Source organism: Halopseudomonas aestusnigri (assembly GCF_002197985.1).
Classification (GTDB): domain Bacteria; phylum Pseudomonadota; class Gammaproteobacteria; order Pseudomonadales; family Pseudomonadaceae; genus Halopseudomonas; species Halopseudomonas aestusnigri.
In genome coordinates this window covers 426920-444887 of the sequence record NZ_NBYK01000001.1, presented here as the reverse complement: position 1 = coordinate 444887, position 17968 = coordinate 426920, and the positions used below count along the sequence as shown (strand labels likewise).

Sequence of the window (17968 nt, the reverse complement as noted above, 5' to 3'; positions counted from 1 at the left end):
AAGTGCATTTGGTTCCCGACCCGCGTGTGGATAGATAACAATGAAGCTGCTTTCTGCCATTTCACTTGGAAGTGTTCTGCTCCTGCTGACCGCCTGCTCAAGCACCAAAGCTACTCCACCGCCACCTCCTGCACCAAAGCCGGTTACCCCCTGGACTCACCTGCACCTCGACGAGTTGCGCGCCATCGCCGCCGAGGAGCGCTACGAACTTGAGCACGAGGGTGACAATGTGCGCCTGATCATTCCGGTCAATGGCAACTTCCACCCCAAGCGCACCCTGCTGCTGCCCTCCGGCCTGGTTCCACTGTCGCGGGTGGCGAAGCTGTTGCGCGGCGCCACCGACAGTCACATCCAGGTGACCGGCTACAGCGATAGCGTGGGCGATGACACCATCAACCAGCGTCTGAGCCTGGAACGCGCACAGGCGGTAGCCAGCGTGCTGCAGCTCGGCGGCGTCAGCCGCAACAACATGGAGCTGATCAGCCTCGGCGAGGCCGACCCGCGGGCCGACAACGCCACCGCCGCCGGTCGCGAGCAAAATCGCCGTGTGGTCATCAATATAACCCCGCGGATCCCTGCCTCCAGCGTTGCCCTGGCGCCCTGAATCCGATCCGGGCGGGCCGCTGCGGCCCGCCCACTCCCGACCACCCGTGCCCTGCAGGTCGGATTCCTCTGCTAAACTGGCCGGCTAACGTCGGATAGCCCGACGTACTCCCTTTGCTGTCAGAGACCACCCAATGCCTACACCCGTACAACCCCGGGCAAGCGCCCTGCTGCCCCTGTTGCTGTTCCTGCTGATTTTCCTCGGCAGCGGCATCTACTACAGCCTCGCGGGCACCGACTTCGCCTTCTACCAGATCAAGGCACCCGTCGCGATCCTGCCTGCCATTATCCTGGGCCTGCTGCTGGCCAAGCCCAGCTACCGCGAGAATCTGCAGACCTTTATCGACGGTATCGGTGATCGCAACATCATCACCATGGCGCTGGTATTCCTGCTGGCCGGCGCGTTTTCCAGTGTCACCAAGGCGATCGGCGGCGTTGATGCAACCGTCAATATGGGCCTGAGCATATTGCCGCCCAGCCTGATCCTGCCCGGCCTGTTTATGATTGCCGTGTTCATTTCCACTGCCATGGGCACCTCAATGGGCACCATCGGCGCGCTGGTCCCCATCGCACTTGGTTTTGCCGAGGCCACTGGCCTGTCGATTCCGCTGGCCGTAGGCGCGGTGATTGGTGGCGCCATGGCCGGGGACAACCTGTCGATCATCTCCGATACCACTATCGCAGCTACCCGCACCCAGGGCGTCGGCATGCGCGACAAGTTCCGCCTGAACCTGATCATTGCCCTGCCGGCGATGGCAGTCACCCTGGTGGTGCTGTTTATTGTCGGTGACGCCCACGGCGCCGCCACAGCAGAAGACTTCAATCCCTGGCTGGTCGTACCCTACCTGAGCGTGCTGGTGCTGGCACTCTGCGGGCTGGACGTGATGATCGTGCTGATGACTGGCGTTATTCTCTCCGGTGTGACCGGCATGCTGATCAAGCCCGACTACGCACTGGCCAGCTACGGCAACGACATTTACCAGGGCTTCGCCGGGATGCTGGAAATCACCATTTTGTCGATGCTGATTGGCGGCCTGTCGGCCATCATGAAGCAGGAAGGCGGGCTGGACTGGCTGCGCGAGCGCATTCAGGCGCTGACCTCTCGCTCTGCGGGCCGTCGCAGTGGAGAAACCGGGATCGCCGGATTGGTCAGCCTGACCAACCTGTTCGTCGCCAACAACACCGTCGCGATTATCATCAGCGGCAGCGTGGCAAAAGACCTGGCCAGCCATTACCAGGTCGATCCGCGCCGCAGCGCCAGTCTGCTGGATATCTTCTCCTGCGTGATTCAGGGTCTGATTCCCTACGGTGCCCAGATACTGCTGGCCGGATCACTGGCCGCGCTGTCACCGATGGTGCTGATCACCCAGGTTCACTACTGCTGGCTGTTGGGTGTAATGGCGGTACTGGCTATTGTCTTCGGACTGCCGCGGCTGAAGACCGCGGCAACCTCGTAGGGACGCGACATGTCGCGTCCGTGCGATAGCTGGAGCACTGCGAATTGGCACGGTCACGGCATGTCGTGACCCTACGCAGAGGTTGGGGTAAGAGGCGTGCGTGGAGCGCGGCATGCCGTCCGGGGTCGAGATCGACCGGAACGATCCAGCTGCGAGATGCTCCAAAGGCCTTTCGGACACAGCATGCTGTGTCCCTACTGCTCCCAGGGTTCGCCACGGGTGCGGGGTTCGCGGCGCAGCTTTTCATGCATGGCAGCCTTGGCCAGCATATTGGCGCTGACCGGCGCAGTCAGGAACAAAAAGAACGTAATCAACAGTTCATGCAGACTGATGCTGCCGCTCTGGGCGCTGAAGTAGACCATGGACCCCAGTACCAGCGCCCCGACACCCAGGGTCGAAGCCTTGGTCGGGCCATGCAGGCGCATGAAGAAATCAGGCAGCTTGAACAGGCCGATGGCGCCGACAAGGGCAAATACGCTGCCGATCAGCAGCAGTGCGGCAACCAGCCATTCAACCCAGCTTGCGTCACTCATGTCCCTCTCCTATTCGATGATATTGCCACGCAGCAAATGCTTGGCGATGGCCACTGTACTGACAAACCCCATGACCGCGATCAGCAGCGCTGCCTCGAAGAACAGGTTGGAGTCCAGGTACAGGCCCAGCAGCATGATCAGCGCGATAGCGTTGATGTAGAGGGTATCCAGCGCCAGTATCCGATCCGGCAGATCCGGGCCCTTGATCAGACGGGCAAAGGTCAGCAGCAGCGCTGCGCAGATGATGCCCAGACAGAGCAGAACTACGGTGTCGAGCATTCGAAAATCTCCCGAATGGGTTCTTCATAGCGCTGACGAATATGTTCGATCAGCGCCTGTTCGTCGCCCACATCCAGACCGTGAATCAGCAGGGTGCTGCGATCAGGGCTGATATCGGCCGATACCGTGCCCGGCGTCAGCGAGATGGTGCTGGCCAGCACGCTGATCGAAAAGTCCTGCTGCAACTGCAGCGGATAATGGACGAAGGCTGGCCGCAGTCGACGGCGCGAGCCGAGAATCAGCCTGGCGACCTGCAGGTTCGCCAGCACGATGTCACTGAGCACCCGGCAGGCGAAAATCAGCAAACGACCAAAGCGCAGCCGATGCGGTGACCGCGGCCAGAAGACATGGGTCAACCAGGGAATAAGGGTGGCCAGCACGGCCGCCATGATGACGTTGCCAACCGATACCGAGTTCATCAGCAGCAGCCAGCCTATCAGCAGAGACACACTGAGCCAGGGGTGCGGAAACACGCGATCAGGTCGCTTCATTGGGCGCCTCCGGCAATCGGTTGCAGCGACAATACCGCGTCGATATACAACTGCGGCATGAGCAGTTGCTCTGCGGTCTGCGCCAGGTAAGACAACAGCGGCCCGGCCATCACCACCAACGCCGGGCTTGCAGCGAGCAGCAAGAGCACCGCGCCCATGCGCGCGCCATCGACCGGCTCACCTGTGGCGGCCTGATCGGATTGACGCCAAAACAGGGTGCTGCCTGCCCGGCTCAAGGCAACCAGTCCGAGTAGTCCGCTACCCAGCACCAGCGCGTAAAGCCAGGCGGCGGTGACACCCTGCCCTGCCGAGCCGAGCAGCAACAGCTTGCCGAGGAAACCGGACAGCGGCGGCATGCCAACGATGGACATGGCAATCAGGAAGAACACACCGCCCAGCAGCATCGGATGCGGTAATTGCGGCCCGGCAATCAGCCGCGCCGAGAAACGCGGCCCGCGTACTCGCTGGAGGATACCGGTCAGCAGGAACAGCGCGCCGGTAATCCAGGTCGAGTGCATAAGGTAGAACAGAGTCGCCTGCAGCGACTCCGCCGTCCCGATCGCCAGCCCTGCCAGCATGGTGCCGACCGATACCACGACCAAATAGGCCGTCAGCGAACTCAGCGTGCTGGCCGCCAGCGCACCGATAGCACCGAGCAACAGGGTTACCAGAGCCAGCGGCCAGAGCCAGGACAGCGCCATATTGGCCAACTCCCCGGCATCGGCCCCGAAAATCAGCGTGTATACGCGCAGGATCGAGTACAGCCCCACCTTGGTCATGATCGCAAACAGCGCGGCGACCGGTGCACCCGCCGCCGCGTAGGCGCGCGGCAACCAGAAGTACAGCGGAAATACCGCCGTCTTCAAACCGAACACCACCAGCAGCAGCATACCCGCCGCCCCGACCAGAGGCGCATCTGCCGGATCAAGCTCACGCACCCTGAGCGCCATGTCGGCCATGTTGAGCGTTCCGGTCACGCCGTAAAGGGTTCCGACGGCGATCAGAAACAGTGCCGAACCGGTCAGGTTCAGCAGCAGATAATGCAGACCGGAGCGCACCCGAGCCGACCCCGCGCCATGCAGCAGCAGCGCGTAGGAGGAAATCAGCAGGACCTCGAAGAACACGAACAGGTTGAAAAGATCGCCGGTCAGAAAGGCGCCGTTGATGCCCATCAGCTGAAACTGGAACAGCGGATGGAAATTGCGACCGGCCGCATCGTCGCCACGCACCGCATAGATGATGGCTGCGGCGGCAAGTATTGCCGTTACCAGCAGCAACAGGGCGCTCAGCCGGTCGACCACCAGCACGATACCGAACGGTGGCATCCAGTTACCGAGGGCGTAGACCCCGATACCCTGTCCGGCCTCGACTACCAGCATCGCCGCCAGCGGAATCTGCAGAAAGGTCGCCAGCAGCGACAGTGCCCGCTTGGTGTCCATGCTCGCGCCGAGCACCAGCAACAGTGCACCGGCAAACATCGGTACCAGTACGGGCAAAATTGGCAGGTGACTCATCAATGGTCCCCCTTGCCGTCAACGTGGTCGCTGTCCAGCTCGCCCTGCGCCCGCAGCGCCAGCACCAGCGCATAGGCCGTCATGGCAAAGCCTATAACGATTGCAGTCAGCACCAGCGCCTGCGGCAAGGGGTCTGCGTACACCCCTGCCTTGCCAAGCACCGCCGGCGCTGCATCACCGAGACGGCCGGTAGCAAACAGATACAGGTTCACCGCGTAACTCAGCAGTGCCAGCCCGACCACCACCGGAAAGGTGCGTGCCCGCAACATCAGGTAGACACCGCAACTGGTCAGCACTGCAAGGGTAATGGCATACAGCAGCTCCATCAGAAATCTCCTCCGACTACCCGCGACTGCGGCAATTTGCCAAGGTTTGCCAGAATCAGCAGTGTTGCGCCCACGACCGTCAGATACACCCCAAGATCAAACAGCATTGCGGTCGCCAGTTCGATCTCACCGACCAGCGGAATATGGAAATGCCCGAAGCTGCTGGTCAGGAACGGATAGCCAAAGGCCCAGCTCCCCACCCCGGTAGCACCGGCGATCAGCACCCCGGCACCTGCCAGCCAGTGGTAGTTCACCGGCCAGCGCTGGGCAGTCCAGGCCTCGCCGCTGGCGACATACTGCAGGATCAGCGCGACCGCGGTAATCAGGCCTGCAATAAAGCCGCCACCCGGCAGGTTGTGTCCGCGCAGGAAGATGTACACCGAGATCATCAGCGCCAGCGGCAACAGGACGTGCGACAAATTAACCAGCATCAGCAAGTCACCGCGCTGCGCCCAGGGCTTGCCGAGGCTGTCTGCACCGGGCACCCGCAGACGCAGACCATCGATCAGCGCGTAGATGGCGATGGCTGCGATCGCCAGCACGGTGATCTCACCCATGGTATCGAAGCCACGGAAGTCGACCAGAATAACGTTCACCACATTGTGGCCACCGCCACCCGTCACGCTGTTGGCGAGGAAGAAGTCGGCGATGCTGTCGTAGGGACGGGTGAGCATGGCGAAGGCAAGCGCGCCCACCAGAGCGCCACACAGCAGCGCGATAATCAGGTCACGGCCACGGCGCAGGCCCGAGGACTCACGTGGGGTCCGCGCCGGCAAAAAGAACAGCGCCAGCATCAGCAGGACGATGGTGACCACTTCGACCGAGATCTGGGTCAACGCCAGATCCGGCGCGGCAAAGCGGGCAAATGCCAGCACCACACCCAGCCCCACCACACTGAGGGTAACCAGCGATACCAGCCGCAGGCGATGCCAGTACGCGGTAGCAACCGCACTCAACATGGTCAGCACGGCACCGGCCAGGGTCACTCCATCAATGGGTGTGAGGGCAACCGGGCCACGCAGCGCCGGCAGCTGCAACAACCAGAACCCGGTCACCACCAATGCGGCCAGCAACAGGCAGAGGAGGTAGCGTTGCAGCGAGGCATTTTCCAGCAGCAGGGTTATCTGACCCGCGCCCCGCACCAGACGCTGCACCGCCGCCTCAAATACCAGCTTGGCATCCACATCCCGCTGGCGGGCATACCAGTCGAACAGCGGCCGACGCAGTGAATAGACCAGAATCCCCAGCACCATGGCCGCGAAGCTCATAAACAGCGGCAGGTTGAAGCCGTGCCAGATCGCCAGACTGTACTCCGGCAAGGCGTTACTCACCGTCGACTCCGCAGCTACCGCCAGCAGACCGGCAACCGTAAAGCCCGGCGCCAGACCGACCGCCAGACACATCACCACCAGAATTTCGACCGGCACGCGCATATAGCGCGGTGGTTCGTGTGGCGGATACTTGGGCAGATTCACCGGCTTGCCGTTGAAAAATACGTCGTGCACGAAGCGCAGCGAATAGGCCACCGAAAACACCCCGCCCAGGGTCGCACCCAGCGGAATCAGCCAGCTCCAGTTGCCGAGCATGTGCTGCTCCAGCGTCTCGGTGAAGAACATCTCCTTGCTGAGAAAGCCGTTGAGCAGCGGCACGCCGGCCATCGCCGAGGCGGCCACCATCGCCAGCACCGCCGTATGCGGCATGAACCGCAGCAGGCCATTGATACGCCGCATGTCACGGGTACCGGTCTCATGATCGATGATCCCTGCGGCCATGAACAGCGAGGCCTTGAAGGTGGCGTGGTTGATGATATGAAACACCGCTGCGACAGCTGCCAGCCGCGTATCCAGACCAAAAAGCAGGGTGATCAGGCCCAGATGACTGATTGTCGAATAGGCCAGCAGCCCCTTGAGGTCATGCTGGAACAGCGCAGTACAAGCGCCCACCAGCAGCGTTGCCATACCGGCGCTGCTGACGATGTAGAACCACAGATCGGTGCCAGCGAGTGCCGGATAGAGGCGCGCCAGCAGAAACACCCCTGCCTTGACCATGGTTGCCGAGTGCAGATACGCCGACACCGGCGTTGGCGCTGCCATGGCGTGCGGCAGCCAGAAGTGGAACGGAAACTGTGCCGACTTGGTAAACACCCCGAGCAGCACCAGCACCAAAATCACCGGATAAAGGGCATGCTGACGAATCTGCTCGCCAGCGGCAAATACATCCGTCAGCTCGTAACTGCCGACAATCTGGCCCAGCAGGAGAATACCAGCCAACAGCGCCAGACCACCGGCGCCGGTAACGGCCAGCGCCATCCGCGCGCCCTTGCGGGCATCGGTAGAGTGCGACCAATAGCCGATCAGCAGGAAGGATGACAGGCTGGTCATTTCCCAGAACACCATCAGCAGCAACAGGTTTTCGGACAGCACCACGCCAAGCATGGCCGACATGAACAGCTGCAGATAACAGAAGAAACGGCCCATCGGGTCGTTTTTGGAGAGGTAGTAGCGGGCGTAGAGAATAACCAGCAGGCCGATACCCTGAATCATCAGGGCAAACAGGAAACTCAGGCCATCAAGCCGGAAACTGATATTCAGCCCCAGTTCGCTCAGCCAGGGCCGCGACTGGATCAGAGTTTGCCCGGCGAATACCGCATCGGCATGCCGCCAGAGCAATGCCAGACCGATGACCGGTGCAACCATGGCCATCGTGGCACAAAGAGAACGCCCTTGATTCTTGAAAAGCAGTGGAAGCAGGCTGCCAAGCAGCGGGAGGATGACGATCAGCGCCAGGGTCATGCAGGACTTACTCCTTATATGGCCATTGCGGCTCCCGTTCCAGCAATACCGCAACTACGGAATGGGCATGGTCAGGAGGCGCACGTCATTATAGGGGCAAGCTGCCATCGCCGAGCAACGCAAGCAGCTGAATCCGTTACAAAATGCGTAACAACGCTATGGCAGCAGCGCCCTGGCTGCTGCCATTCCGGCTCCATGCGCGTTACTTGACGACCCGGGACTGACCATTCACCGACATGATGCGCACGCGATCACCCGGAGCAAAATTAACCCCTTCAACCACTTCCTGAACGTAGGCACGAGTATAGCCACCATCTTCGTTCACGATAATTTCCACGCCCTGAGTACGGGTAATACCCTCCTCGGCTGCCGCACCGGCCATTCCGCCAGCCACTGCGCCGACAATAGCGGCAATCGCGCTGCCACGACCGCCACCCACCGAGCTGCCGGCGACACCACCGATGGCCGCCCCGGCGGCAGGGCCAATCACGGTCTTGGTACCTTCGATCTGCACCAGACGCACCGATTCCACTGTCCCCATACGCACGGTCTGCGGCGCCCGCGCATCATCCCGACTGTAAACATCGCCGCTCAGCGAAGATGCACAGCCACCCAATGCCAGCACGGCACCGAGCATCAGAGTCACCATATACCGATTTTTCATATCGTCACCTCAATTGGTCCGCCTTGCATCAAGGCCCGTTTCACAAGGGTGCGCGCAGTCTCGCAGAGAGGCAATACCGACCACCGGAGGTGGTAACCGTTGATCGGATTTTGAACAGACCGTGTCGAATTTAATCGCCTCTTGGCATAACATCTGCCGCGCTTATTAATAGACGAGCCGACTCCGGCACGTCGTTACATTCCTTTTTCGTTTCGTCGTAACCAACAAAAAAGCCAATAGAACCTGGTTGCCCGAATCCGAGACACCGGAGGTTCTGCCATGTTCCCGCTGCAGGCAGCTTGGTTGTATTACCTTGAAAACCCGGCGCTGGTCCTCAACAGCCTGGCCCTGTTCTTCGCCGTCAATGGCAGCTGGCTGTGGATTGCGACCCAACTGCGCAGCAGCCTCGGCCGCCAGCGCCTGGCGACCCTGCCACCCAGCGACTCCGACATCAGCCAGCAACGCGACCAGCGCATCAATCGCCTGTTCTACAGCGTCGGCACCGTCTGCCTCAGCCTGGCCCTACTCCTCAGTCTGGTCAGCACCCGCGTCTGACCCTGACCGCAATCAGACGCCGGCCGACTCCTTGATCACCCGCAAGCGACTGCGCACCGGGTTCGCGTACTGCAGCAGCCAGAATGGCCGCTGCGCCTCGGGTAACGCCGACAACCGTGCTGCAAAACGCTGTTCCTCGGCCGCCAGCTCGCTGGCTGTGTAGTCCGTACGCCAGTTCGACAGCGCCGTTGGCACCTGTTCGCCTGAGTGCTCAAATGCCAGAAAGTTGCTCGGATAGAGGCGGTAATGACCCAGAATCTGCCGATCCACTGCCGCAGCTACCTGTCTGGCATCGTCAAAGGTCTCCGTCAGCGGCTTGCCAAACGCCACATGCACCCGCCCCTTGTAACCTGTCAGGCCCATGGCAATGGAGCGGTCATCCTCGCCCGGCTCCTTGCTGTAACTGCCTGAACGCGCGCGCTGCTCCAGCTCGCGCGCTTTCATGCCGTCACACGGATCCCATTCGTAGGAAATCGATACCGGTACCATGCTCAGCGAGCGAATCACATCCGCAACAGGTTCGGCCTTGCGGCTCATGCAGAACATCTTGATGATCGCCGAATCGGTTTCATCCAGACCATCCTTCGCTCGCCCCTCCGCCTGAGCAATCCAGATCGACTGCCCCTCGGCAATCGAGTGGCTGATATAGGCAGACAGGGTCTGGTAAGCCTGCAGCTTCTCGCGCCGACCGGTCAGTGAGCGGTGCACGATAAAGCTCTTGTTCAGGCGCATCAGATCGGCAACGAAGGGGCGCTGCAGCAGATTGTCGCCAATCGCAATACGTGGCGTCGGGTGCCCCGCGTGGTAAAGCGCATAATTGACAAACGCCGGATCCATCACGATGTCACGATGGTTGGCGATAAACAGGTGGGGCTGATCGCTGCGCAGGTTATCCAGGCCACTGTAGGTGACAGCCAGGGTGCTGCTTTCGATCAGGCGATCCAGATAGGGCTCCAGCCTGTGCTGAAGATCATCAACCGATTCGACGCCGCGGGCCTCGCGCCTGAGCGCCAGTTGCACCAGCGACCGGGCACCACCCGGCAGCCAGCGATTGAGGCGCGGGAAGCGGTAGCCCGCCAGCATGCGCATCAGTTCCTGATCAGACAGCAGACGCTCCAGCACAGCTGGCACTTCGGCATCGTTGTAGGGGCGAATGCCCTCGAACTCGCTCATGTCACCCTCAGAGTCTTGTCGTCAGCCGGGCATTATGCGTTGCCCACCGTGGTTTCGCCAGATTGACGATGCAGCTACACTGCATGTCACATACAAGACGTACGGGGACTTTACGGTGCAGGCACTGGAAGAAGCGAATCTGGTCTGCCCACACTGCGGCGAACCCATCACCCTGCTGCTTGACCTGAGCGGTGGAGCCCAATCCTATACCGAGGACTGTCAGGTCTGCTGCCAGCCGATCCACGTCAGCCTGTGGATCGACGACGCAGGCGACGACTATCACGTCGACCTGCGCCGCGAGCAGGACTGAGCATGCAGCGTATCTACCGTCCCGCCGACATGGCGGAGGCCAGCTTGCTGACCGCCGTACTGGCCGACCATCACATCCGCAGCCATATCAGCGGCGGCTATCTGCAGGGGGCCATTGGCGATCTGCCAGTGCATGACCTGCTTGGCCTGTGGGTTGAAGACGAAGACGTTGATCGCAGTACCGAGCTGATCCATGCCTATCTCCAGGCAAGCCCCATCAACGAAGAAGACAGCGAGCTACCCGAGTCATGAGCGGTCGCCTGGCCCAGTTCAATCAGCCCCATACCACAATGCCCGACGACTGGAAGCCACAGTGGAATATTGCCCCTGGCAAGCCGTTGCTGATTCTGCGCAAGACAGCAGGCCAGCTGGAGTGCGCCTCTGTCCTGTGGAACCTGACGCCGGGCTGGCTAAAGGACCTCAGCCGGGCCAGCTTTTCGGCCCGGGCTGAATACCTGCACGAAAAACCTATGTTCCGGCAGGCTTTCGCCCAGCGGCGCTGCATCCTGCCCGTCGACGGCTATTTCCTCTGGCTGCAGCAGGGTCAACGCAAGCACCCCTGGTATCTGCGGCGCAAGGAAGGCGGGCTGGCACTGGCGGGGATCTGGGAACGCTACCAGCTGGATGACGGTCAGTACTGGGACAGTTGCGCGCTGATCACCGTACCTGCCAAAGGCCTGGCAAGCCGGATGAGCGACCGCATGCCGGCAGCCCTAAACAGCGCGGAGCAAGCCATATGGCTGGCGGAGAGCACCGCGGTGACGGCCCTGCAGCCATTATTGCTGAATGCCGACAGCCGTATCGAGATGGCCTACCCTGTCAGCACAGCAGTCAGCAACCCGGCTACCCAGGGGCCGCATTGCTGCAGCCCCGCAGGTCCGGCTCAAACCTTGAACTGATTGATCAGACGGCGCTGATGCTCTGCCAGCTTGGTCAGTGACGCACTGGCCTGGGAAGCCTCATCGGCACCCTTGGCCACATCCTTGGCGACCGTATCGATGGTCATGACGTTGCGATTGATATCCTCGGCAACGGCGCTCTGCTCCTCGGCGGCACTCGCGATCTGATTGTTCATGTCATTGATCACCGATACTGCCTGGGTAATCGAGGTCAAGGCTGCATCCGCCTCCTCCGCCTGCAGTACACTCTGATCGGTGCGGGCACGACTTTGCTCCATCACCTTGACTGTCTCGCGGGTCCCGTTCTGCAGCTGCTCGATCATATGCTGAATTTCTTCGGTCGAGCTCTGGGTTTTCTGCGCCAGATTACGAACCTCATCGGCAACCACCGCAAAGCCGCGACCCTGCTCACCGGCGCGAGCCGCTTCGATGGCCGCGTTCAGCGCCAGCAGGTTGGTTTGTTCTGCAATACCACGAATGGTGTCCAGAATACCGGTGATATTTTCGCTGTCGCGTGCCAGTGCCTGCACGCTGTCGACCGCACGCTGGATATCCTGCGAGAGGTTTTGAATGGTTTCGGACGTTGCCCGCACCACCTCACGACCGTGCGAAGCGGAACCGTCGGCATTCTGAGCCGCGCTGGCCGCCTGCGAGGCGTTACGTGCAACATCTTGCGCGGTCGCAGTCATTTCTGTCACGGCCGTCGCGACCAGATCAATCTCGCTGAGTTGACGCTGCACGCCATCATTGGTCCGCAGCGCTATGTCGGCGGTGTGTTCCGAGGCATCGGTGACCTGCTGAACCGAACCGACAACCTCACGAATCATGCCCTGCAGCTTGTCGAGGAAGGCATTGAAGCCCCGGGCGATGTCACCCAGCTCATCCGCCCTATCCACATTGAGACGCTTGGTCAGATCCCCTTCGCCCTTGGCAATATCGTCCAGCATGACCACCAGCTGGCGCGCCGGCTTGGCCAGGCCGTAAGCCAGCAAGACCATCACACCGAGACCCGCCAGTGCAACCAGCAGACCGATGCCTGTCATCAGCATGGAATCCTGTTGACGCATGTCAGTCAGCTCGGCGTCAAGCTGGTTGAAGTCCTGCATGACCACCGCAAGCGGCAACTTGATAAGCAGCGACCAACGCACATCTGTGCCCGGCAGCGTGACCGGCATGATCAGCTGCAGATGATCTACACCTTCACTCTCGATTTGAAAAAGCGGCTCGTTGGACCTGCCCACAGCGGAGATCGCATCCATTTCCATTTGATCAAGCACCAAAGAGGCATGGTCGCCCGGCTTGGCACCCTCGCCTGTGAACGCAACCAGCCGTCCGGAAGCACTCACCAGAGCCTGCTCGCCCTGGCCGTCGTAGAGATCCTGATTGCTCTCGTGCAGCATCTGCTGCAAAAACGCCATCGACAGATCGGCACCAGCGGCACCCATAAACTCGCCATCGCTGATGATCGGCACAGTAAAGGAGGCAAGCAGCACGGTCTTGCCGCCGACCTCGTAAGGAGCGGGGTCGATCACACAGGGCTTCAGCGTCTCACGGGGGCAGAGGTAATACTCGCCGGCACGCACGCCGTTTTCGAGGATGGTTTCATTCTCCATATCACCCAGTGCTTCCAGCGACAGAGTGCCGTTTTCGTTACGGAACCACATGGGCATATAGCGACCCGTGCCGTTGTAGCCGTCGGATTCAACCCCCTCAAAAAAGCTGTCGAGGTTATCCAGCGAGTTCGGCTCCCAGCCCACGTAGGCATCCCACAACTGCGGGCTTTGCTCCAGCGTCATGCGGATTACGCGGGTCATTTCCTCGCGCCCCATCATCAGCGCCGGCATCCCGTCATCCTGAATCTGTCCCAACATCGAGTTAAGCTGCGCCAGCTGAGTGGCTACCGTCAGCGGATACTCGAGGTAGCGACGAATACGCGCCTGCTCGCCTTCGGCAATCGCCATCAGGCGATCTTTGACCAGATCATCGATCAACACCCGAGAGCGTTCCTGCACCAACGTCTGACTGCGTTCAGCGGAATAAACCGAGTACAGCGTCATGACGCCAACAGCGATAAACAGACAGGCACCTGCCAGCACAGTAATGGAAAGCTGAATTGACCTGAATTTCATGAAATACCTCGACGTGGGAACGACAGAGCGGCGCGGAACACCGGTTCATCCGTAGTATCGGCCACAGCATAAAAATCTGCAGCCCGTTGCATACAATTGTCCAAATTCAGGTCCAATAACGTAATCTTTCACCGTTGAATGTCCGCGGGGCTGTTCCCCAGAGGCCTGCAACACTATTTTACGCCTGATGAGAGAATAGAGCATGAAGAGATCACGGGTACTGCTGCTGTCTGTCCTGTTCAGCCTTGCCGGCCTGAGCGCCTGCAACACGATGGAAGGGCTGGGCAAGGACATTCAGAAGGTCGGCGACAGCATCGAAGACGCTGCCAACAGATAACGCGGGGCCGGTGCTTCCGGGCGGAACATCGGCCGAATTTCAACTTCGTTTTGCAAGGAAGAGCACAATGCGACTGCGATTCACCCTTCTCCTGCCTGTTGTGCTGCTGGTTGGCTGTCAGAGCGTGCAGACCACTCAAGGCGGCAACGTCGGCGTCAACCGCACCCAGTATATGATGAGCGGCCTGTCCAGCGAGCAGGTCAACCAGATGGCTGCCGAGTCGTACAACGAGACCCTGGCTGAAGCCAAAAAGCAGGGGCTGCTGAATACCAGCGCTGCTACCGTGCGAAGACTCAATGGCATCGCCGCCAAGCTGATCGCACAGGTCCCGCACTTCCGCCCCGATGCCAGCAGCTGGGACTGGGAAGTCAACCTGATCAAGGATGACCAGCTCAATGCCAGTTGCTCACCCGGTGGCAAGATTCTGTTCTACTCGGGAATTATCGATCGCCTTCAACTGACCGATGCCGAAATAGCCCAGATCATGGGGCACGAGATTGCCCACGCCCTGCGCGAGCATGGCCGCGAGGCTATTTCCCGAGCCTATGCCACCCAGATGGGCACCCAACTGGCCAGCGCCCTGCTGGGCCTGGGCGAAGGCGGAAGCCAGGCAGCCCAGATGGCGGTGCAATATGGCCTGGAGCTGCCGAACAGTCGAGCCAACGAGAGCGAAGCAGATCTGATTGGCCTGGAGCTGGCCGCACGCGCCGGCTATGACCCACAAGCCGCTGTCAGCCTGTGGCAAAAAATGCAGGCCGCATCGCAGGGCGAGCCACCGGCATTCATGAGCACCCACCCCTCTTCCTCCGGCCGCATTGAGACACTGCGCTCTGCTGCTCCCCGCGTTCAGGGCCTGTACGAAGCTGCCAAGTAAGCAGATTCCGGCCGGCGAGCTTGCCCCGCCGGTCGGAATGCAGCGAATACGCTGGTCAATCCGCGCAGAACCGGTACAATTGCGCGCCGTTCGACCCCGAACGACATGGGTTCCCTCACCCCATCTGACAAAACGGCGAGTCAGCAGACTCGAATCGTAAAAAAGGACAGACCATGACCGTACTTACCTCCGGCATGCAGCGCCGCGCGCTCGCACTGCTGATCAGTTTTCACATTGCCATCATCATCGCCAGCAATTACCTGGTGCAGTTGCCGATCACCCTGTTCGGTTACCACACCACATGGGGCGCCTTCAGCTTTCCGTTCATTTTTCTGGCTACCGATCTGACCGTTCGCCTGCTCGGCAAACAGGTTGCGCGCCGCGTTATTGCGCGCGTCATGCTGCCGGCGCTGGTTGCGTCCTATGTAGTGTCGGTGGTGTTTCAGGAAGGCAGCTACCGTGGTATCGACGCGCTGCTGTCGTTCAACGATTTTGTGCTGCGCATCTCTCTGGCCAGTTTCGTTGCCTACGTGATCGGGCAATTGCTGGATATTCAGGTGTTCGACCGCCTGCGCCGCATCAAGGCCTGGTGGATCGCACCAAGCCTGTCGACCGTGCTGGGTAACCTGGCAGACACCTTCGCCTTCTTCTCGGTCGCCTTCTGGCACAGCAGCAACCCGTTCATGGCCGAGCACTGGGTCGAGATCGCTACCGTCGACTATGCCATCAAACTGCTCATCAGCATGCTGCTGTTCCTGCCGCTTTACGGCGTACTGCTGCGCACCCTGATGAACCGTCTCGGCGGCCCGGCCACCTCGGCCGCCTGAGCGGTATCAGGACAACAGCCCTGATACGCCAAGCAAGAGCCCTGCTGCGGCACCAAGCAGCAGGGTCTGCAGCACCGTCCAGCCCCTCCCAAACAGCAGACCGGCCGCGATCAGCCCGATGCCCAGTGCCAGCCAGTCCGGCCCGGCAGCCTCGGCAGGCATGAAAACGTGCCAGCCGAAGAACAGCGCCAGATTGACGATAACGCCCACAACAGCAGCACTTACGCCAGTCAGGGCGGCAGTCAGACGCAGTTCGCCACGGGTAGCTTCGATCAGCGGCGCACCGCCGAGTACAAACAGAAACGACGGCAGAAAAGTGAACCAGCAGACCAGCAGCGCCGCCAGCATGCCAGCAGCCAGCGCCTGGTCAGCACCTAAAAATGCGCCCTGATAGCCACCAAGAAACGCGACAAACACCACCACCATGATCAAAGGTCCCGGGGTGCTTTCGCCCAGCGCCAGCCCGTCGATCATCTGCAGCGGCGAGAGCCAGCCGTATTGCAGTACAGCCCCCTGATAAACATAGGGCAGCACCGCATAGGCCCCCCCGAAGGTCAGCAAGGCTGCCTTGGTAAAGAACCAGGCCATCTGGGTCAACGGCCCATGCCAGCCTTGCCATAACGTCAGCAGCCCCATCGGCAAGACCCAAAGCGCAGCCCCGATCAGCAAAACTCGAAGCAGGCGCCACGAGCTGAAGCGGGCATGCTCAGGTATCGGACTATGATCATTCAGCAGCGCATCCCTGCCGCCATCAGACGGCGCCCGGGCCGTCGCCGAAGGCGAAAAGGCCAACGGCCGCAATCGCCCGCCCACCGTGCCCGCCACCGCCGCCGCCAGCACGATCAGCGGAAAAGGTAGCTGCAAGGCGAATATCGCTGCGAAAGCGGCCAGCGCAATCGCCCAGAGCCAGCGGTTATGCAACACCCGGCCGCCGACCCGCCAGGCCGCCTGAACAACCACGACCACCACCACCGGCTTGATCGCGTAGAACACCCCTGCAATCAGCGGCACGTCGCCGTAAACCAGATACACCCAGGCCAGCAAGATCAGCAAACCCAGCGATGGCAGAATAAACAGCAGCCCAGCCACCACCCCACCCCAACTGCGATGCAGCAACCAGCCCAGATAAGTCGCCAACTGCTGCGCCTCCGGCCCGGGCAGCAGCATGCAGTAGTTCAGGGCGTGCAAAAAACGCCGCTCGGATAACCAGCGACGCCGGGAAACCAGCTCGTCATGCATCAATGCGATCTGCCCGGCAGGGCCACCGAAACTGATAAACCCCAGCTTCAACCAGAAGCCGAATGCCTCTCGGCGACTCACATCAGACGGGCCCGGAGGCAGGGTTTCAGATGAGGGGGACGTTGCCATGAAATACCTTCTGTAAGGACATCCGTAAGCCTCATGCTGACAGGAGAATATTTCACCCTTGCTGCAGGCCCTGCCAATTCCATATCAGAGCCCTCTGGCGATCAGGCCGGCGCCCCCTGGCGTCCGGCAATCTCGCGCAGCGCCTGAACCAGATACTCCGGTTCCTGTGCCCCGGAAATCAGGTACTGGCCGTTGATCACGAAGGCCGGTACCGAGGAGATACCCGCCTGTTGCCAGTGCGCCTCGTCGGCGCGAACAATGTCGGCGAACCTGTCACTGGCCAGCACCTTCTCGGCCTCTGCCGCATCGAGCCCGGCGGCACGCACGGCATCGAGCAGTACGTCCCTGTTGCTGACGTCCTTTGCCGCTCCGAAGTAGGCGTCGAACAGAGCCTGTTTCATCGCCGTCTGGCGATCATGCTCAGCCGCCCACTTCACCAAGCGGTGACCATCGAAGGTATTGGCGGTGTAGCGTTCCTGCATATGGGTGAAATTCAGCCCGAGACCGGTGGCGATACGAATCATGTCATCCTGCGCCGCCCGCACCTCGGCCTCGCCACGACCGTACTTGCGGCACAGCGCCTCGACAATCGGCATCGGCCGCTGGGCCGGATCGGGATTGAGCTCGAAGGCGTGCCACTCCACCTTTGCTTCCACCTCGCCTTCCAGCGCCGCCAGAGCCTGCTCCAGGCGAGCATAGCCGATGGCGCACCAGGGGCAGGCAATGTCGGAGACGATATCAATGGTCAGGTTCTGCATGGTGTTACTCACGTTTGACTGGGTTTAACGGATGAGACTACACCATATACAGCGGGTTTCATCGGGCATCAGCCACTGCT

The 17968-nt window shown here is 60.9% G+C and carries 20 protein-coding genes; 9 read left to right on the top strand and 11 right to left on the bottom strand.

Annotated features, from left to right (window positions below; all coding sequences use genetic code 11):
* Window positions 1–40 precede the first annotated feature (40 nt).
* Complete coding sequence (locus tag B7O88_RS02145; RefSeq protein ID WP_088273539.1) at window positions 41–604, top strand: OmpA family protein; 564 nt, start codon at window positions 41–43, stop codon at window positions 602–604.
* A 133-nt stretch (window positions 605–737) separates the two neighbouring features.
* Window positions 738–2060, top strand: a complete 1323-nt coding sequence (locus B7O88_RS02140) for a Na+/H+ antiporter NhaC family protein (RefSeq protein ID WP_088273538.1) — start codon at window positions 738–740, stop codon at window positions 2058–2060.
* Between the two features lie 194 nt (window positions 2061–2254).
* Here B7O88_RS02140 and B7O88_RS02135 read toward each other — a convergent pair whose 3' ends face one another.
* From B7O88_RS02135 to B7O88_RS02105, 7 genes are all read right to left on the bottom strand, one after another.
* Window positions 2255–2593, bottom strand: a complete 339-nt coding sequence (locus tag B7O88_RS02135; protein WP_088273537.1) for a Na+/H+ antiporter subunit G — start codon at window positions 2591–2593, stop codon at window positions 2255–2257.
* 9 nt (window positions 2594–2602) lie between these two features.
* The gene (locus tag B7O88_RS02130; RefSeq protein WP_088273536.1) at window positions 2603–2872 is read right to left on the bottom strand and encodes a K+/H+ antiporter subunit F; all 270 of its coding nucleotides are present in this window, start codon (window positions 2870–2872) and stop codon (window positions 2603–2605) included.
* Window positions 2857–3363 carry a Na+/H+ antiporter subunit E gene (locus tag B7O88_RS02125; protein ID WP_088273535.1) on the bottom strand — a complete coding sequence of 169 codons (507 nt, stop codon included), beginning with the start codon at window positions 3361–3363 and terminating at the stop codon, window positions 2857–2859. Before B7O88_RS02125 ends, B7O88_RS02130 begins: the two co-directional genes overlap by 16 nt.
* The gene (locus B7O88_RS02120; protein ID WP_088273534.1) at window positions 3360–4877 is read right to left on the bottom strand and encodes a monovalent cation/H+ antiporter subunit D; all 1518 of its coding nucleotides are present in this window, start codon (window positions 4875–4877) and stop codon (window positions 3360–3362) included. The genes B7O88_RS02125 and B7O88_RS02120 overlap by 4 nt, the downstream gene beginning before the upstream one ends.
* A complete protein-coding gene (locus B7O88_RS02115; protein WP_088273533.1) occupies window positions 4877–5203 on the bottom strand; it encodes a Na+/H+ antiporter subunit C in 327 nt (108 codons plus the stop codon). The genes B7O88_RS02120 and B7O88_RS02115 overlap by 1 nt, the downstream gene beginning before the upstream one ends.
* Window positions 5203–7995, bottom strand: a complete 2793-nt coding sequence (locus B7O88_RS02110; protein WP_088273532.1) for a monovalent cation/H+ antiporter subunit A — start codon at window positions 7993–7995, stop codon at window positions 5203–5205. The genes B7O88_RS02115 and B7O88_RS02110 overlap by 1 nt, the downstream gene beginning before the upstream one ends.
* Window positions 7996–8197: 202 nt before the next feature.
* A complete protein-coding gene (locus B7O88_RS02105) occupies window positions 8198–8659 on the bottom strand; it encodes an outer membrane lipoprotein (RefSeq protein WP_088273531.1) in 462 nt (153 codons plus the stop codon).
* A 279-nt stretch (window positions 8660–8938) separates the two neighbouring features.
* Between B7O88_RS02105 and B7O88_RS02100 the strand changes: the two genes are divergently transcribed.
* Window positions 8939–9214, top strand: a complete 276-nt coding sequence (locus B7O88_RS02100; RefSeq protein ID WP_088273530.1) for a hypothetical protein — start codon at window positions 8939–8941, stop codon at window positions 9212–9214.
* 12 nt (window positions 9215–9226) lie between these two features.
* On the opposite strand, the gene B7O88_RS02095 is transcribed toward B7O88_RS02100, so the two are convergent.
* Window positions 9227–10387, bottom strand: coding sequence for a 1-acyl-sn-glycerol-3-phosphate acyltransferase (locus B7O88_RS02095; protein ID WP_088273529.1), 1161 nt, complete (start codon window positions 10385–10387; stop codon window positions 9227–9229).
* Between the two features lie 115 nt (window positions 10388–10502).
* Between B7O88_RS02095 and B7O88_RS02090 the strand changes: the two genes are divergently transcribed.
* The 3 genes from B7O88_RS02090 to B7O88_RS02080 are packed head-to-tail and all read left to right on the top strand — an operon-like array spanning window position 10503 to window position 11595.
* On the top strand, window positions 10503–10697 hold the full coding sequence (locus tag B7O88_RS02090; RefSeq protein WP_200818393.1) for a CPXCG motif-containing cysteine-rich protein: 195 nt from the start codon (window positions 10503–10505) through the stop codon (window positions 10695–10697).
* A 2-nt stretch (window positions 10698–10699) separates the two neighbouring features.
* Complete coding sequence (locus B7O88_RS02085) at window positions 10700–10948, top strand: putative signal transducing protein (protein WP_088273527.1); 249 nt, start codon at window positions 10700–10702, stop codon at window positions 10946–10948.
* Window positions 10945–11595 carry an SOS response-associated peptidase gene (locus B7O88_RS02080; protein ID WP_088273526.1) on the top strand — a complete coding sequence of 217 codons (651 nt, stop codon included), beginning with the start codon at window positions 10945–10947 and terminating at the stop codon, window positions 11593–11595. The genes B7O88_RS02085 and B7O88_RS02080 overlap by 4 nt, the downstream gene beginning before the upstream one ends.
* Here the strand turns inward: B7O88_RS02080 and B7O88_RS02075 are convergent.
* Complete coding sequence (locus tag B7O88_RS02075) at window positions 11580–13724, bottom strand: methyl-accepting chemotaxis protein (RefSeq protein WP_088273525.1); 2145 nt, start codon at window positions 13722–13724, stop codon at window positions 11580–11582. The genes B7O88_RS02080 and B7O88_RS02075 overlap by 16 nt on opposite strands.
* A 202-nt stretch (window positions 13725–13926) precedes the next feature.
* Here B7O88_RS02075 and B7O88_RS02070 point away from each other — a divergent pair, with 202 nt between their 5' ends.
* The 3 genes from B7O88_RS02070 (at window position 13927) to B7O88_RS02060 (ending at window position 15762) form a co-directional block, all read left to right on the top strand.
* Window positions 13927–14061 (top strand): entericidin A/B family lipoprotein, encoded by a 135-nt coding sequence (locus tag B7O88_RS02070; RefSeq protein WP_088273524.1) that lies wholly within the window; start codon window positions 13927–13929, stop codon window positions 14059–14061.
* Window positions 14062–14128: 67 nt separating this feature from the next.
* Complete coding sequence (locus B7O88_RS02065) at window positions 14129–14935, top strand: M48 family metallopeptidase (protein WP_088273523.1); 807 nt, start codon at window positions 14129–14131, stop codon at window positions 14933–14935.
* A 173-nt stretch (window positions 14936–15108) separates the two neighbouring features.
* Entirely contained in the window at window positions 15109–15762 is a 654-nt protein-coding gene (locus tag B7O88_RS02060) for a 7-cyano-7-deazaguanine/7-aminomethyl-7-deazaguanine transporter (RefSeq protein WP_088273522.1), read from the top strand.
* A gap of 6 nt (window positions 15763–15768) precedes the next feature.
* Here B7O88_RS02060 and chrA read toward each other — a convergent pair whose 3' ends face one another.
* The gene (gene chrA / locus B7O88_RS02055; protein WP_088273521.1) at window positions 15769–17130 is read right to left on the bottom strand and encodes a chromate efflux transporter; all 1362 of its coding nucleotides are present in this window, start codon (window positions 17128–17130) and stop codon (window positions 15769–15771) included.
* Between the two features lie 101 nt (window positions 17131–17231).
* Entirely contained in the window at window positions 17232–17888 is a 657-nt protein-coding gene (locus tag B7O88_RS02050; protein ID WP_088273520.1) for a DsbA family oxidoreductase, read from the bottom strand.
* Window positions 17889–17968: the final 80 nt, after the last annotated feature.

Bases quoted from the DNA above. Each gene is read 5' to 3' on its own strand.
- B7O88_RS02125 (WP_088273535.1), bottom strand. From the start codon at position 3,363: ATGAAGCGACCTGATCGCGTGTTTCCGCACCCCTGGCTCAGTGTGTCT.
- B7O88_RS02115 (WP_088273533.1), bottom strand. From the start codon at position 5,203: ATGGAGCTGCTGTATGCCATTACCCTTGCAGTGCTGACCAGTTGCGGT.
- B7O88_RS02095 (WP_088273529.1), bottom strand. From the start codon at position 10,387: ATGAGCGAGTTCGAGGGCATTCGCCCCTACAACGATGCCGAAGTGCCA.
- B7O88_RS02135 (WP_088273537.1), bottom strand. From the start codon at position 2,593: ATGAGTGACGCAAGCTGGGTTGAATGGCTGGTTGCCGCACTGCTGCTG.
- B7O88_RS02140 (WP_088273538.1), top strand. From the start codon at position 738: ATGCCTACACCCGTACAACCCCGGGCAAGCGCCCTGCTGCCCCTGTTG.
- B7O88_RS02065 (WP_088273523.1), top strand. From the start codon at position 14,129: ATGCGACTGCGATTCACCCTTCTCCTGCCTGTTGTGCTGCTGGTTGGC.
- B7O88_RS02100 (WP_088273530.1), top strand. From the start codon at position 8,939: ATGTTCCCGCTGCAGGCAGCTTGGTTGTATTACCTTGAAAACCCGGCG.
- B7O88_RS02145 (WP_088273539.1), top strand. From the start codon at position 41: ATGAAGCTGCTTTCTGCCATTTCACTTGGAAGTGTTCTGCTCCTGCTG.
- B7O88_RS02075 (WP_088273525.1), bottom strand. From the start codon at position 13,724: ATGAAATTCAGGTCAATTCAGCTTTCCATTACTGTGCTGGCAGGTGCC.
- chrA (WP_088273521.1), bottom strand. From the start codon at position 17,130: ATGGCAACGTCCCCCTCATCTGAAACCCTGCCTCCGGGCCCGTCTGAT.
- B7O88_RS02050 (WP_088273520.1), bottom strand. From the start codon at position 17,888: ATGCAGAACCTGACCATTGATATCGTCTCCGACATTGCCTGCCCCTGG.
- B7O88_RS02120 (WP_088273534.1), bottom strand. From the start codon at position 4,877: ATGAGTCACCTGCCAATTTTGCCCGTACTGGTACCGATGTTTGCCGGT.
- B7O88_RS02070 (WP_088273524.1), top strand. From the start codon at position 13,927: ATGAAGAGATCACGGGTACTGCTGCTGTCTGTCCTGTTCAGCCTTGCC.
- B7O88_RS02130 (WP_088273536.1), bottom strand. From the start codon at position 2,872: ATGCTCGACACCGTAGTTCTGCTCTGTCTGGGCATCATCTGCGCAGCG.
- B7O88_RS02110 (WP_088273532.1), bottom strand. From the start codon at position 7,995: ATGACCCTGGCGCTGATCGTCATCCTCCCGCTGCTTGGCAGCCTGCTT.
- B7O88_RS02105 (WP_088273531.1), bottom strand. From the start codon at position 8,659: ATGAAAAATCGGTATATGGTGACTCTGATGCTCGGTGCCGTGCTGGCA.
- B7O88_RS02085 (WP_088273527.1), top strand. From the start codon at position 10,700: ATGCAGCGTATCTACCGTCCCGCCGACATGGCGGAGGCCAGCTTGCTG.
- B7O88_RS02080 (WP_088273526.1), top strand. From the start codon at position 10,945: ATGAGCGGTCGCCTGGCCCAGTTCAATCAGCCCCATACCACAATGCCC.
- B7O88_RS02060 (WP_088273522.1), top strand. From the start codon at position 15,109: ATGACCGTACTTACCTCCGGCATGCAGCGCCGCGCGCTCGCACTGCTG.